The 14,217-nt window shown below is 68.7% G+C and carries 11 protein-coding genes and 1 pseudogene; 7 read left to right on the forward strand and 5 right to left on the reverse strand.

What is annotated here, in order from left to right:
* Nucleotides 1–13: 13 nt before the first annotated feature.
* Together KBY78_RS03515 and stpA are read left to right on the forward strand one after the other, a co-directional pair.
* Nucleotides 14–1,477: pseudogene (locus KBY78_RS03515) on the forward strand (glycoside hydrolase family 13 protein).
* A complete protein-coding gene (gene stpA, locus KBY78_RS03520; protein ID WP_255142382.1) occupies nt 1,474–2,742 on the forward strand; it encodes a glucosylglycerol 3-phosphatase in 1,269 nt (422 codons plus the stop codon). Before KBY78_RS03515 ends, stpA begins: the two are co-directional and overlap by 4 nt.
* Here stpA and nadC read toward each other — a convergent pair.
* Both nadC and mnmE read right to left on the reverse strand, forming a co-directional pair.
* Nucleotides 2,721–3,623 (reverse strand): carboxylating nicotinate-nucleotide diphosphorylase, encoded by a 903-nt coding sequence (gene nadC, locus KBY78_RS03525; RefSeq protein ID WP_255142383.1) that lies wholly within the window; start codon nt 3,621–3,623, stop codon nt 2,721–2,723. The genes stpA and nadC overlap by 22 nt on opposite strands.
* Nucleotides 3,624–3,661: 38 nt before the next feature.
* A complete protein-coding gene (mnmE, locus tag KBY78_RS03530) occupies nt 3,662–5,014 on the reverse strand; it encodes a tRNA uridine-5-carboxymethylaminomethyl(34) synthesis GTPase MnmE (RefSeq protein WP_255142384.1) in 1,353 nt (450 codons plus the stop codon).
* Between mnmE and KBY78_RS03535 the strand changes: the two genes are divergently transcribed.
* Nucleotides 4,995–5,525: a DUF2062 domain-containing protein gene (locus KBY78_RS03535; protein WP_006173261.1), complete on the forward strand. Its 531-nt coding sequence runs from the start codon at nt 4,995–4,997 to the stop codon at nt 5,523–5,525. The genes mnmE and KBY78_RS03535 overlap by 20 nt on opposite strands.
* Here the strand turns inward: KBY78_RS03535 and KBY78_RS03540 are convergent.
* Both KBY78_RS03540 and KBY78_RS03545 read right to left on the reverse strand, forming a co-directional pair.
* The gene (locus KBY78_RS03540; RefSeq protein ID WP_255142385.1) at nt 5,486–5,671 is read right to left on the reverse strand and encodes a hypothetical protein; all 186 of its coding nucleotides are present in this window, start codon (nt 5,669–5,671) and stop codon (nt 5,486–5,488) included. The genes KBY78_RS03535 and KBY78_RS03540 overlap by 40 nt on opposite strands.
* Before the next feature lie 35 nt (nt 5,672–5,706).
* The gene (locus tag KBY78_RS03545; protein WP_399215243.1) at nt 5,707–6,369 is read right to left on the reverse strand and encodes a protein adenylyltransferase SelO family protein; all 663 of its coding nucleotides are present in this window, start codon (nt 6,367–6,369) and stop codon (nt 5,707–5,709) included.
* A gap of 31 nt (nt 6,370–6,400) precedes the next feature.
* Between KBY78_RS03545 and KBY78_RS03550 the strand changes: the two genes are divergently transcribed.
* Nucleotides 6,401–8,020, forward strand: coding sequence for a hypothetical protein (locus KBY78_RS03550; RefSeq protein WP_255142386.1), 1,620 nt, complete (start codon nt 6,401–6,403; stop codon nt 8,018–8,020).
* 72 nt (nt 8,021–8,092) lie between these two features.
* Entirely contained in the window at nt 8,093–9,691 is a 1,599-nt protein-coding gene (locus KBY78_RS03555) for a hypothetical protein (RefSeq protein WP_255142388.1), read from the forward strand.
* Here the strand turns inward: KBY78_RS03555 and KBY78_RS03560 are convergent.
* Nucleotides 9,688–12,027: a bifunctional (p)ppGpp synthetase/guanosine-3',5'-bis(diphosphate) 3'-pyrophosphohydrolase gene (locus KBY78_RS03560; RefSeq protein WP_006173255.1), complete on the reverse strand. Its 2,340-nt coding sequence runs from the start codon at nt 12,025–12,027 to the stop codon at nt 9,688–9,690. The two genes, KBY78_RS03555 and KBY78_RS03560, sit on opposite strands and share 4 nt — an antisense overlap.
* A gap of 105 nt (nt 12,028–12,132) precedes the next feature.
* On the opposite strand from KBY78_RS03560, the gene KBY78_RS03565 reads away from it, so the two are divergent.
* Nucleotides 12,133–13,752, forward strand: coding sequence for an ABC transporter ATP-binding protein (locus KBY78_RS03565; RefSeq protein WP_255142389.1), 1,620 nt, complete (start codon nt 12,133–12,135; stop codon nt 13,750–13,752).
* A 2-nt stretch (nt 13,753–13,754) separates the two neighbouring features.
* A partial coding sequence (locus tag KBY78_RS16250; protein ID WP_255142390.1) for a chloride channel protein occupies nt 13,755–14,217 on the forward strand: 463 nt, incomplete at its 3' end.

Consider the following 14,217-nt stretch of genomic DNA (forward strand, 5'->3'; position numbering starts at 1 on the left):
CCTGGGCCAAGCGATGAGATTTGCAACGGGCGAGGCCTCGTCATCGGCATCGACGGCGGCGCCGGCCTGGGTGTCCGAGGCTGTGGTGTATCAGATCTTTCCTGACCGCTTCCGCCGCAGCGGGCGGGTGGCCGCCCAGGACGGGCTTGAGCTGATGCCCTGGGGCAGCGATCCGGCCCTCCAGGGGTTCCAGGGGGGTGATCTCTACGGGGTGATCGAGGCCCTCGACCACCTTCAGGGACTGGGAATCACCTGCCTGTCACTGAATCCGGTGTTCGCCTCAGCCGCCAATCACCGCTACCACGCCAACGACTACCTGCAGGTGGATCCCCTGCTGGGGGGCAACGATGCCCTGGAAGCCCTGATCGAGGCCGTGCACCAGCGCGGCATGCGACTGATCCTCGATGGGGTGTTCAACCATTGCGGCCGAGGCTTCTGGGCCTTTCACCATCTGCTGGAAAACGGGCAGACGTCTCCCTACCGCCACTGGTTCCACGTCGACCAGTGGCCGCTGCAGCCTTATCCAGCTGCGGGGCAGAGCTGCGGCTATCACTGCTGGTGGAATGACCCGGCCCTGCCGAAATTCCGCCACGACCATCCGCCGGTGCGCCGGCACCTGCTGGACGTCGCACGCACCTGGATCGCCGCCGGTGCCGATGGCTGGCGGCTGGATGTCCCCGATGAAGTGCCGGGCGACTTCTGGGACGAGTTCCGGCAGACCGTGCGCGCTGAGAACCCGGAGGCCTGGATCGTGGGGGAGATCTGGGGCGATGCCCGCCCCTGGCTGGGGGGGGAGCGGTTCGACGGGTTCATGAATTAGCCACGGACCTGGAGCATCCTCGGCTATTTCGGTGCCTAGAACGTGCCTGGCGAGTTGAAGCTGCCGGCCCTGCCTGAGCCTCCGTATCAGCCCCTCGACCGGGCTGGCTTCGAACAACGCATCAGTGAGGTTCTCGCTCGCTACAGGCCAGCGGTGAACCGCTGCATGCTCAACCTGCTCGACGGCCACGACACCCCCAGGGCCCTGCATGTGCTTGGCGGCGATGAGGCTGCCCTGCGTCTGTGCCAGCTGTTCCTCTTCCTGCTGCCAGGGGCCCCGTGCGTGTACTACGGCACCGAGATGGGCCTGGATGGAGGGCCGGAGCCGGGCTGCCGGGAGGCCTATCCCTGGGACGTCCCCAGCGGTGCGCTGGCCGACTGGCTGAGGGAGCTGGCCGCTCTGCGGCGGCGCCTGCCGGCATTGCGCTCGGACGCACTGAGCTTTGCCGAGAGCCCCCACGACGACCTGGTGCTGCTCTGGCGTGGCGAGGGCCGGGAGCGGGTGTGGGTGGCGATCAACCGCGGTGATGAACCGCTGCCCCTGACACCCCCATCCCCGGCGACGACACCGCTGTGGGCGAGCGCTCCGGCAGCCGCTGGAACCACCACGTCGCTGGCCGCGCGCTCGGCGTTGATCCTGGCGGACCCCACACCATGAACGCCCAGGCGAGGCCACCGGCCCGGAGCAGGATCAGCCCCGATGCGCTGCTGGATGAGCTGAGCTCCGGCGGCCCATGGCTGCTGGTGCAGGACCTCGACGGGGTCTGCATGGAGCTGGTGCACGATCCGCGCCTGCGCCGGTTGGATCCCGACTACGTGCAGGCCGCCCGGCAACTGGAGGGACGCTTCGCGGTGCTCACCAACGGCGAGCACGAAGGCAGCCGCGGCGTGAACCGGCTGGTGGAGCAGGCTCTGGCCGGCACGGCGGATCCAGCCGCCGAGGGGTTGTACCTGCCCGGGCTGGGAGCCGGCGGTGTGCAACTCCAGAGCCGGTATGGCCAGCTCACACACCCGGGGGTGAGTCAGGAGGAGGTGTCCTTCCTGGCCTCGGTACCGGCCTGGCTGCACGCCGCGCTGGGGGAGCGACTGCCGGCCCTGCTGCCGGCGGCGGCACAGGAACACAGGGCCGGGCTGATCGAGATGACCGTGCTCGACAACCCCCTCTCCCCCAGCCTCAACCTCAATCCGCTGATGGCGGCGGTGGGGGATGAACCGGGCCGGCGGCGGGAGCTGCAGGCGCTGGCCCTGGAGCTGATGCAGGCCTTGCTGGAGCAAGCGGCTGCGGCCGGGCTGGAGGAGTCGTTCTTTCTGCATCTGGCCCCCAACCTGGGCCGCGACGGGAGCCTTGGCGGGGGCCAAGAACGGCTCAAACCTGCGGATCAGGGCAGCAGCGGCACCACGGATTTTCAGCTGATGCTGCGCGGCGGCCTCAAGGAGGTGGGTCTGCTGGTCCTGATCAATCAATGCATCCACCGCCGCACGGGCACGGCACCCCTTGGCCTGGAGTTCCATGGACGCAATGCCCCCCACGACCACGCCGGCCTGCTGGACCTGTGCCGCAGCGCCATCGATCCAGCCCTGATGCCAAGGCTGGTGGGGGTGGGCGACACGATCACCTCACAGCCGGCGGGGGCTGGCGGGGGCTGGCTGCGCGGCGGCAGCGACCGGGGCTTCCTCACCCTCCTCCAGGAACTCGGTGACGCCTTCGGCACGGCGAACCGTGTGGTGCTGGTGGACAGCAGCGGCGGCGAAGTGGATCGTCCCTCTCTGGCCGATGGCCGCCTGGAAGGCCTCAGTGATCCCGAAGATCCCCTGCGGATCGACACCACCATGCCTGGCGGGCCAAGGGAGTACATCCGCTGGTTCCGCGCCCTGGCGGCACGCCAGTCAACTGATGCCCTTCAGGCCAGCACAGTTTCGTAGCGCATGCTCAGATCCAGCCAGGAACTTCGGGTGACCGCGGCGCTGGTGGAGATGAGATCGATACCTGTGGCGGCATAGGCCTTCAGGTGAGCTGGATCCACCCCGGACGCCTCCAGCACCACAGCCGAGCCCCGCTCCACCGCCTGCCGGCGCAGCTGCGGCACCAGCCCCAGCAGGGCCTCGGGGCCGAAGCCATCCAGCAGCACCCCGTCGGCACCGGCATCCACGGCCTGAGCCGCCTCGGCTGCACTTTCCGCTTCGACGATCACCCGCGCCGGCCAGGGCGCAGCGGAGCGCACCGCAGCAACGGCACGGGCCACTCCTCCAGCCCAGGCCAGGTGGTTTTCTTTGAGCATGGCGGCGTCATCGAGGCCGCAGCGGTGGTTGATGCCGCCACCGCAGCGCACCGCATATTTCTCCATAAGGCGCAGCCCGGGGGTGGTCTTCCTGGTGTCGGCCAGCGCCACGCCCGTGCCGCTCAGCTCAGCCACCAGCGCCGATGTGGCGGTGGCAATGCCCGAGAGACGCATGGCCAGATTGAGGGCCGTGCGCTCACCCGCCACCAGGGCCGTCGCCGGACCGGCCAGCTCCAGCAGGCGCTGATCGGGCACCACCCGCTCCCCATCAGCCACCAGCAGCCTCACCTGCACCGTGGCGTCGAGCAGGCGGAACAGCGGCTCCACCAGCAGGCCGCCGCAGAAGATCCCTCCACGCCGGGCCGTCCAGCTGGCCCGGCCCGGCCGGCCCACCAGCGCGGCAGCGCTGAGATCCCCGCGGCCGATGTCCTCCGCCAGCCAGGACCGCAGCAGGGGCTCCAGCTGGGGCTGGCTGAGCAGGGAGGCGGCCGCGACGGCACTCACAGGGATGGCCAACGGCAGCACGGGTGGGCTTGGTCACCATCCTGACGGCCAAGGCGGGCCTACTTGCCGATGCAGAAGCGGGAGAAGACCCGATCGAGCACCGCCTCGTTCACCTCTTCGCCTGTGATCTCACCGAGACTGCGGGCGGCCTGGCGCAGGTCGATGGTCCAGAAATCCCAGGGCAGCCCGGCGGCGGCCGCCTCCAGGGAGCCGTCCAGGCTCGTGGCGGCGGCCGCTGCCAGATCCCGCTGGCGGACGTTGAGCGCCACCTCCAGCCCCTGGCCCAGGCTGTGGCCGCAGCGGGACAGCAGGGCCTCGGCCAGCGCCTCGAGGCCGCTGCCCGTGAGGGCACTGATCACCACATCCACCTGGGCTGGGGGAGCTCCGGCGGCCCTGTCGGCTTTGTTGCCCACCACGAGCGACGGCACACCGGCGAGCACCTGGGCATGGAGCTCCGCGTCTGCTTGCGTCCAGCCCTCAGCGAGGTCCACCAGCAGCAGCACTGCGTCGGCGGCGGCCAGGGCCTGGCGGCTGCGCTCGATGCCCAGCCGCTCCACCGGGTCGTCTGTGGAGCGGATGCCCGCGGTGTCCAGCAGGGTGAGCGGCACCCCCTGCAGCACCAGTTCGCTCTCAAGCAGATCGCGGGTGGTGCCCGGCAGCTCGGTCACGATCGCCCGCTCCCGGCGGCTGAGGGCATTGAGCAGGCTGGATTTGCCCACATTGGGGCGCCCGATGATCGCCACCTTCAGTCCCTCGCGCAGCAGCTGGCCCACGCTCGCCTCCGCCACCAGGACCTGCAGCTCCAGGCGCACCGCCTCCAGCTCCGCTACCAGGGCCTCCGGATCGAGGGGTGGCAGATCCTCTTCGAAATCAACACGGGCCTCCAGCTCCGCCAGTTGATCGAGCAAGCGCTCCCGCAGGGCGCTGATCCGCCGCTGCAAGCCGCCATCGAGGCCCGCCAGCGCCAGCTGGGCCGCACGCCGGCTTCTGGCCGTGATCAGGTCGCTGATCGCTTCAGCACGGGTGAGGTCGAGACGACCATTGAGGAAGGCCCGCTGGCTGAACTCCCCCGGCCGCGCCCGGCGGGCACCGCTGAGCAGCACCAGGTCCAGCACCCGGGCCACGGCGATCAGACCGCCATGGCAGTGCAGCTCCACCACATCCTCGCGGGTGAAGCTGCGGGGTGCCTTCATCAGCAGCAGCAGGGCCTCATCCAGCCGCTCACCACTGGCGGGATCGCACACATGGCCGTAAAGCACGCGATGGCTTCCCCAGGACTGATCCCCGGGGGCCTCGAAGAGCTTGCGACCGATCGTCTCCGCCTGGGGTCCGGAGATTCTTACGATCGCCACACTTCCCTCTCCGGGCGCCAGCGCCGTGGCAATCGCAGCAATGGTGTCGTCCGAATCCAAGCTGCCCGACGGTCAGGGTCCCCGCCAGTCTCGTTGGCGGCGTTGGTGGACCAGTGCCCTGGCCAGATTCCGTCTCTGGGTCCGCTGGCTGTGGGAGCAGGAGGGAAGCCACGGCCAGCGGGCCCGCGGGCTGGCGGCGGGGGTGTTCTGCGGCTGCTTCCCCTTCTTCGGCCTGCAGACCCTGCTGGGAGTGGCGCTGGCCAGCCTGGTGAAAGGCAACCACCTGTTGGCGGCTGCCGGCACCTGGATCAGCAACCCCCTCACCTACGTGCCGCTCTACTGGTTCAACTACCAGTTGGGCTGCTGGCTGCTGGGCCCCGGCCATGGCTGGCCCAGCATGACCGTGCTGAAGCGGGAGGGGATCTGGGAGCTGGGCTGGTCGTTCTCCAGCCGGCTGCTGCTGGGCTCGACGATCGTCGGAACCGTCAGCGCTTCAGTGCTGGGAGTGATCTACTGGCGCTGGTTGGAGCGTCAGCCGCCGAAACCAGGGCACAGCATCAGATCGATGTGACCGCCGCTGGGTTGGCGCCACTCGCGGAACTCCTCGGCCAGAGCCTTGTGCTCACTGCGCTTCTGGACTGCATCAAGGGCCTGAAGCCGTTGATGCACCAGATCCAGGGTGTCGTCGATCAGTTGGGCTGCTTGTTCGGAAGTCATGGCAACACATGCCGGGGGGGAATCGGTAAAGGAATTCAGACAGAATCCTGCGGTGGAAGCTGTAGCGCCGAGCACCCGGATCCGGCGCTGTGGCTGGATCCGCACCGGTCCAGCCAGTCATGCAGGGGCTGCCAGTCATCACGCTCATCAATGGCCGCCCAGATCCGCTCGATGCGATCGGCAAGGGCCGCGAAGAATTCGCCATAGGCGACCGGCCAGGCGGCCAACAGCTGCAGGGTCAAGGGAACAGGATCGGGCCGCTCTGGGTCCATGGCTGCCAGGGCAACGGCGTCGAAGTAGGCGGCGGTGAACCCCGGATCCCAGCCCTCGAGGAAGGCGAACGGGCCGTAGTCAAAGCTCTCCCCGACCAGCGACATGTTGTCGGTGTTGAGCACCCCGTGGGTGAAGCCGGCGGCCATCCACTCCGCCGCCAGCCGCGCCACACGCTCCACCAGCTCGCCGTAGAAGGCCAGCAGCGCCGGTTCGCTGTTTCCGCCCGGGCCTTCGGGATGGGCGGCGGCGATGTGGGGGTAGTAGATCGCCACCACGTGGCGCAACAGACGCTCCAGGGCTGCGGGCCATGCGCACCATCGCCGAGCTGCGGGTCGGGGAGGGTTCGTCCCCCCGCCCTTGAGGGTGAGGCGGCCGTCGCCACCGCGGCTCCAGGGGGTGGTGCCGGAGCCCTTGGTTGGGCGCACCCTAGAAACGAGGCGCGACGCCAGATCCACCGTGTCGGAACCACCCTCCGGACCAACAGCTCACAGGCCGATCGGGATCGTCCTCACCTGGCTCTGGCTGCTGATCGGCGCTGGACTGGTCCTGCGGCTCTGGCAGGCCCCGACGGCCGTGGGCCACTACGACCTGGATGTGGACACCTACCTCCACCTGGGCAGAAGGCTGCTGCACGGTCGACTGATGTACGAGGAGGGCTTCAACGCCAAATGGCCGATCATCCAGGTGCTCTATGCACCCTCGGCCTGGCTGGGATCGATCCGGGCCCATCGGATGCTGACGCTGCTGCTCAACATCGGCAGCGGCCTGCTGCTGGCCCTGGCGATCCGCCAGCTCGCCCGCAACGGCTTGGTGCCGCTGCGGGATGGCTCACTGGTGCCGCTCGGCAGCGCCGCTCTGTTCGTGACCATGAGCCAGAAGATGCTCGGCGGTCTCTCCGGCCATCTTCACCAGTTCGCCAATGCCTTCCTGCTGCTGGCTCTGGCCCTGCTGGCTCTGCAGGTGCCGAGGACTCGCCGGGTGGGGATGGCAGCCGCGGGGTTCTGCCTCTTCCTGTCGGTGGCCGTGCGTCCCAACCTGCTGCTGCCCCTGCTGCTGGTGACGCTGGCGCTGCTGCCCTGGCCAGGACCCTGGAGCCGGCGGCGGCGCTGGGGTGGCCTGGGCTGGGTGACCGCTGGCGCTGGGCTGGGGACGCTGCTGATGGGGCTTCCCTACCTGTGGCTCAGCGATGGACCAGCCAGACTCTGGGCAGGAGCGGTGCTTCTGCCGCTGGAGTGGAGCGCCCAGCGCCCCGGGGACCACCAAGGCCTGGGTGAGCTGTTCAGGCAGGTGGCGGGAGCGTCGGTGGCGGGAGTGGAGCTCTGGATGCTGCTGGTGATCCCGCTGCTGGGCGTGGTGAGCCTGGCCCGTCAGGCCAGGCAAGGTCGGGGAGGATCCTCCACCCGGAGCCTGATGGTGCCGCTGCTGAGCCTGGTTTTTCTGGGGGGATTGATCCTCTCCTTCGCCTCCACCCACTTCTGGAGGCATTACGTGCTGATGGCGATCGTGCCGGTGGTGCTGATCGTGGCCACCGGCATGGCCGCCCTGGAGCGGTCCTCCCGCCGCGGACTGCGGCGAACAGGCGCCACCTTCGCCCTGGTTCTCTCGCTGATCCTGGTGAACAACGTGCTGGTGGCGGAGACCCTGGCCCTCGGGGCAGACGCCAGGGCTCCGGATGCTGTGGAGCAAGATCGGGAGCGATTGATCCAGCAGCTGCGTAACCTGCCGGGGGAAGCTGGCACCTTCACATCCCCCCAGGATTTCTCCCTGCACTGGCAACTGGATCAACCCTCCTCCACCGCGGGGGTGCACCCCAGCTGGAGCCTGGATCCCTACGGCATGCGGCGTTCCTGGGCCACCGATCGGATCGGGCTGGCCATCAGCGATGAACAGGCCTGTACCCAGCTCACCGACCCGCGCCACCGGCACCTGATCTGGACCCGCACCGGGAGGGGAGGTCGCCACAGCGAAGCCTTCCTTCTGGAGTGTCTGAGCCGCGACGAGCACACCTGGCAGGAGATGACCCAGGACCTGGGGCTCACCTCCGGTGCGATCAGAGTCTTCCGCAGAGACCCGTGAACCGGGGTGGCCCATGGCCGCTGCCAGGGGTGGCACCGCCATGCAGACTGGGTTTTCGGTCACCTTCAGCCCTTGAGCCGACCACGAATCGTGCTGACGGTGTTGTGGTGGCTCACCCTGGTTGGACTGGCGGTTCGTGTCTGGCGGGCCAGCACCATCGCCGGCAGCTACGACGGCGAGATCGATTCGCTCCTGGTCCTCGCCCAGCGCGGCCTGCACGGGACCCTGCTGTACCAGGAGAGCTACCTGCGCCAGTGGCCGATTGCCCAGTGGCTGTTCGCCCCGTCGGCCTGGCTGGGGTCGATCCGGGCCCATCGCCTCCTCGTGCTGGGCCTCGACCTGCTGGCGGGCCTGCTGATGAGCCTGTCGGTTCGGAATTTCTCAACCGCTGGCCTGATCCACCTGAAGCCCCGCTCCCTGGTACCACTGGCCAGCGGGGTGCTTTTGGTGGTCCTGGCCCAGAAGCTGCCTGGAGGAATCGCCGGCAGCCTGCACCAGTTCGCCAATGGCTTTCTGGTGCTCGGCGTCTACCTGCTCAGCCTCGCTGCAGATGGCCAGGAACCGCCCGGCAGCCGCATTCGTTGGCGACTGCTGGCGGCCGCCTCGACCTTCGCCCTGCTGGCGGTGGCCTGTTTCTTCACGCTGATCTATCCCCTCACCTGGGTGGCCGCCCTGGTGCTGGTGCACCACCGCCACCCCGCCGTTGTGGCCAGGGCCCTGATCACTGGAGTCGCCCTGGGCTGTGCCCTGCTGATCGTCCCCTACCTGTTTGTGGCCCATGGGCTTGCACTGCTTTGGGCGGGAGCGGTGGCCCTGCCCCTGGAATGGGCCAGCCAGCAGATCTGGTGGGGGGAAGACGTGACCAGCCTGTTCAGCGAGCTGGCCCGCATGCCCCTGGCGGGTCTGCCCATCTGGAGCCTGATCCTGATGCCCGGCGCCGGCCTGCTGCTGATCGCCAGGCGTGCCTGGGGGTCCGAGACGAAGCACCTGGAGCGGCTGTTGCTGGTGCCCGGACTGGCCATCGTCTTTCTGCTGGAGCTGGTCTGGTCGTTCCAGCGCACCGATTTCAACAGCCATGACGGTCTGATGATCGTGGTTCCCCTGGTGCTGGTCACGGCCGCGGGGATGGCTGAGCTGGAGCGGACCAGGCGCCGTTCGCTGCGCGTCGCCGCCTTCGCGGGCAGCTTGATCCTCTCGCTGATCCTGTTCAACAACATCGCCATTGCCGAGGTGTTCGGCTCACCGTCGCGCCCGGCCAAGCTGGTCACGGCTCTGGAGCAGGACCGCGCCGAACTGCGTCGTTACTTCAGCGGCCTTCCCGAATCCGAGCGCGGCTTCACGGCGCCCCAGGACCCCGCCCTGCACTGGCAACTGCGGGTGCCGGCCACCACCGTGGGCATCGGTCCCAGGTGGAGCCTCAACCCCCAGGGCATCAGGGCGTCATGGGCCACCCGCACGATCGGCCTGCCGGTGGGCCAGGCCCAGATCTGCGCCCAGCTGCTTCAGCCCGCCAATCGCCACCTGGTCTGGACACGCACCGACCCCGAGGGCCCCAACACCGAGGCCTTCCTGCGGCAGTGCCTCAACCAGGACAAGGCTCGCTGGCAGGAGCTCACCGGGGAGCTGGGACTGCGCACCGGTGAGTTCAAGCTGTTCCGCCGCGAGGCCTAACCGATGCCGGTGCGGCAGAGGTCGAGCACGTCGGCCATGGAGCGGATCTGATCCATGGTGGTGCCCAGCTGACTGGCACTGGCGAGCTCCACCTTGAGGTCGATGCGAGCGGGTTTGCCGTAGGCCGTGCGGACCCGGGCGTCACTGACATTGATGCGGCTGTCGGAGAGGCGCGTGAGGATGTCCTTGAGCACGCCGACACGATCGAGCACCTCGATACGGATCTGCACCGGATAGCGGCGATGCTGCTGGTCGGCCGCCGGATTCCAGCGCACCGGCAACCGGCGCTCCACCGGCACAGCGGCCACATTGCTGCAGTCCTGACGGTGAATGGTGATGCCGTGGTTACCCAGGGCGACACTGCCCACGATCGCCTCGCCGGGGAGGGGGCAGCAGCAGCCCCCAAGCCGGTACTCCAGGCCCTCGAGCCCGAGGATCGGGCTGCCGCCGGTCTCGGCAGCAGATGGCGGCGGCAGCATCGGCTGGTCTGAGACGCTGCGGGCCAGGTCTTCGTTGCTGAGCACCGGGGCCGCTGCCGCGGTGCTGAGGCGCACCTCCTCGCGCAGACGGTTGACCACCTGCTGCAGGGTGACGCCACCGAAGCCAAGGGCCGCCAGCAGATCCTCGGTGCCCACCAGATTGCAGCGGCGCGCCACCTTCGCGATCGCCTCGCCGTTGAGCAGCGCATCGAAGCCCTCGCGGCCCAGCTCCCGCTCGAGCATGGCGGTACCACGCTGGATGTTGTCCTGGCGGTGGCTGCGCTTGTACCACTGCCGGATGCGGTTGCGGGCGGTGGGTGTCGCCACGAAGTTGAGCCAGTCGAGGCTCGGATGGGCCGACTTCGCGGTGATGATCTGAACGAAATCACCGTTGCGCAGCGGTGTGGCCAACGGGCAGAGACGGTCATTGATGCGCACGCCCTGGCAGTGGTTCCCCACTTCCGAGTGGATGCGAAAGGCAAAATCCACGGCTGTGGATCCCTTGCGCAACCCCACCACATCCCCCTGGGGCGTGAACACGAAAACTTCCTCATCGAAGAGGTCTTCCTTGATTGAGGCGAGGTAGTCGCTGCTGTCCTCGCCGCCATCATCCTGCTGCCAATCGACCAGCTGGCGTAGCCAGTTGAAGCGCTCGGCAGCACCGGCAGAGGCCGGTGAGCCCCCCTCCTTGTATTTCCAGTGGGCCGCGATGCCGTACTCGGCCACCTGGTGCATCTCGGTGGTGCGGATCTGCACCTCGATCGGCCGATGACGGCCGATCACAGCCGTGTGCAACGACTGATAGCCGTTGGGCTTGGGCAGTCCGATGTAGTCCTTGAAGCGGCCAGGGATCGGGCGGAAGGTGTCGTGAACCACCGCCAGGGCGCGATAACAACCCTCAAGGTTGGGCGTCAGGATGCGCAGGGCCGCCACATCGAAGATTTCGTGGAAGGCCTTCTGCTGCATCTGCATCTTGCTCCAGATGCCATAGAGATGCTTGGGCCTGCCGGTCACCTCACAGTCGTGCAGGCCTGCGCCTTGAAGACGTTGCATCAGCAGGGCCACCGTGGCGGCCAGGCGCTCCTCCCGGTCGCTGCGCTTGCTGGCCACCTGCTGCTTGATCTCGCCGTAGGCCTCGGGCTCGAGAATCTTGAAGGCGAGGTCTTCGAGTTCCCACTTGAATCGGCCGATGCCGAGACGGTTGGCAAGGGGGGCGTAGATCTCGCGGGTTTCACGGGCGATCCGCTGCTGCTTCTCGGGCTTGAGGGCCCCGAGGGTGCGCATGTTGTGCAGCCGGTCAGCGAGTTTCACCAGCACCACACGGATGTCGCTGGCCATGGCCAGGAACATCCGGCGCAGGTTCTCGGCCTGGGCTTCGGTGTGGTTGGTGAAATGAATGCCGCCCAGTTTGGTGACCCCCTCCACCAGAGCGCGAACCTCGGCACCGAAATGGACCTCCAGTTCCTCGGGGGTGACGTCGGTGTCCTCGACCACGTCGTGCAGAAAACCGGCGGCGATCACCCCAGCGCTGGCGCCGATGTCGCGCAGCAGATCAGCGACGGCCACCGGATGAATGATGTAGGGCTCGCCAGTGGCTCTCACCTGGCCGTCGTGGAGCTGGAAGGCGAAATCAAAAGCTGACGCCAGCAGAGCTTCAGGATCAGTGGGGCAGGTCTCCCCTTCGCCGGGGGGCACGTGGACGATGCACTCCCTGAGCCACTCGGGCAGGTTCAACCCGTAGTCATCGGGGGTACGGATCGGCCTCCGTCGCAGGCCAGGGCTGAGCCCAGCGACAAGCCCGGCGCCCAGGCTCTCGCCCGCAACGTTGTCCTTGATTCCAACGGCGGTATCGAGCATCACCAGACGCTTCTGCTCCCATCGTATGCAGATCACGCAACAAAACCACGGCTGCGCCCCCAGCTCTCCCATGCTGTGCGAGCACGTCCTGATCCGCCGCGTCCCATGGCCGACACGCGTGCCGCCGAGCCGGTGCTGGAGATCAGCGACCTGATCGTGAGCTATCCGGGCGGCAGCGGGGCTCCCACCCTCGATGGCCTCAACCTGCGCCTCGGCTCCGGTGACACCCTTGCCCTGGTGGGTCCTTCCGGCTGCGGCAAGAGCACGGTGGCGCGGGCGGTGCTGCAGTTGCTCCCACCCGGCAGCCGCTGCAGCGGCGGTCTGCGGCTGGCGGGCGAGGACCCCCGCGTGCTGAAGCGTCCGGCCCTGCGCCGACTGCGGGGGGAAGCCGTGGGGTTGGTGTTCCAGGACCCGATGACACGGCTGAACCCGCTGCTGCGCATCGGGGAGCACCTCAGCGACACCCTCTCGGCCCATCGCCCCGCCTGGGATCGGGCCCAGGTGCGCCAGCGGGCCCAGCAGCTGCTGGCGCGGGTGGGCATCGGCCCGGGTCGCTACGGCAGCTATCCCCATGAGTTCAGCGGCGGCATGCGCCAGCGGCTGGCGATCGCCCTGGCCATGGCCCTGGAGCCGGCGCTGGTGATCGCCGATGAGCCCACCACCAGCCTGGATGTGGCCGTGGCGGCCCAGGTGATGGCCGAGCTCACCGACCTCTGCCGCGAAAGCGGCAGTGCCCTGCTGCTGATCAGCCACGACCTGGCCATGGCGGGGCGCTGGTGCCAGCGCATCGCCGTGCTCGACCATGGACAGGTGGTGGAGGAGGCACCGGCGATCAGCCTGCTGAGCGCTCCCAGGGCTCCGCTCAGCCAGCGGCTGGTGGCCGCGGCCCGCGCCCGCGAAGGCAGCCACACCCCGCCCTCAGCCGAGGCAGCACCCCTGCTGGAGCTGGAGGAACTGCGCTGCTGGCATCCGCTGCCCTCACCACCCTGGCGTCGGCGCTGGCTGAAGGCCGTTGATGGGGTGAGCCTGCGCCTTGGGCCGGGTGAAACCCTCGGGGTGGTGGGAGCGTCAGGCTGCGGCAAGAGCACCCTCTGCCGTGCCCTGATGGGTCTGACGCCGGTGCGGGGCGGCCGCGTGAGCCTGGAGGGCCGTGACCTGCTCCGGATGGGCGGGGCGGAGCTGGCCCGGGCTCGCCGCAGCCTGCAGATGGTGTTTCAGGATCCGCTGGCCTGCCTCAATCCGAGCATGACGGTGGGGGAAGCGGTGGCGGATCCTCTGCTGATCCATGGTCTGGCCAGCCGCTCCGAAGCCCGAGCCAGGGCCCGCGAAGGGCTGGCCACCGTGGGGCTGGAGCCGCCCGAGCTCTACGAGAACCGCCTGCCGCGTCAGCTCTCTGGCGGCCAGCAGCAGCGGGTGGCGATCGCCCGCGCCCTGGTGCTGGAGCCGAAGGTGTTGCTCTGCGACGAGAGCGTGAGCATGCTCGATGCCGAAGTGCAGGCCGAGGTGCTGGCCCTGCTGCGGCAGCTGCAGGGCCGCCTGGGCCTGGGCCTGATCTTTGTGACCCACGACCTGGCGGTGGCCAGCGGCTTCTGCCAGCGCCTGATCGTGCTTGACGGGGGGCGAATCGTGGAGGAAGGACCCGCCGGACCGATGCTCGAGCATCCCCAGGCCGTGATCACGCGCCAGCTGGTGGAGGCCTGCCCGCGCCTACCCGCGGTGGCCTGACGGTGGAGGTGACCCCCAACCAGCGGCTCGTAAAGCTCCGCCGGCTGCTGATGCTGTTCCTGCTGGTGAACGCCATCGGCCTGGGGGTCGGGGTGGCGATCTGGGTCTATGCCCTCGAGATCGAGGCGGTGAACGGCCTGCGCCTGCAGCTGGCCTCCCGCCTGCCCCGCCTGCTGGTGCTGCCACTGATGGGGGCACTCGGGGGCGGCCTGGCCGGTGCGCTGATCAGCGGCGTCGAACCCGGCGCCAAGGGCTCGGGGATCATTCAGGTCATGGTCTGGCTGCGGGGACTGCCCGTGCCGATGGGCTGGAAGGTAGCCCTGGTGAAGCTGCTGGCCAGCGGCGTCGCCATCGGCGGAGGCCTGCCGGTGGGGCCCGAAGGACCCTCCATCCAGATCGGGGCCTCCATGGCCAAGGAATCGGCGGGGGGGGGGGGCGGCCAGGGGGGCACCCCCCGGTCGGCCG

It is taken from the genome of Synechococcus sp. EJ6-Ellesmere, from assembly GCF_024345875.1.
GTDB lineage: Bacteria > Cyanobacteriota > Cyanobacteriia > PCC-6307 > Cyanobiaceae > Regnicoccus_A > Regnicoccus_A antarcticus.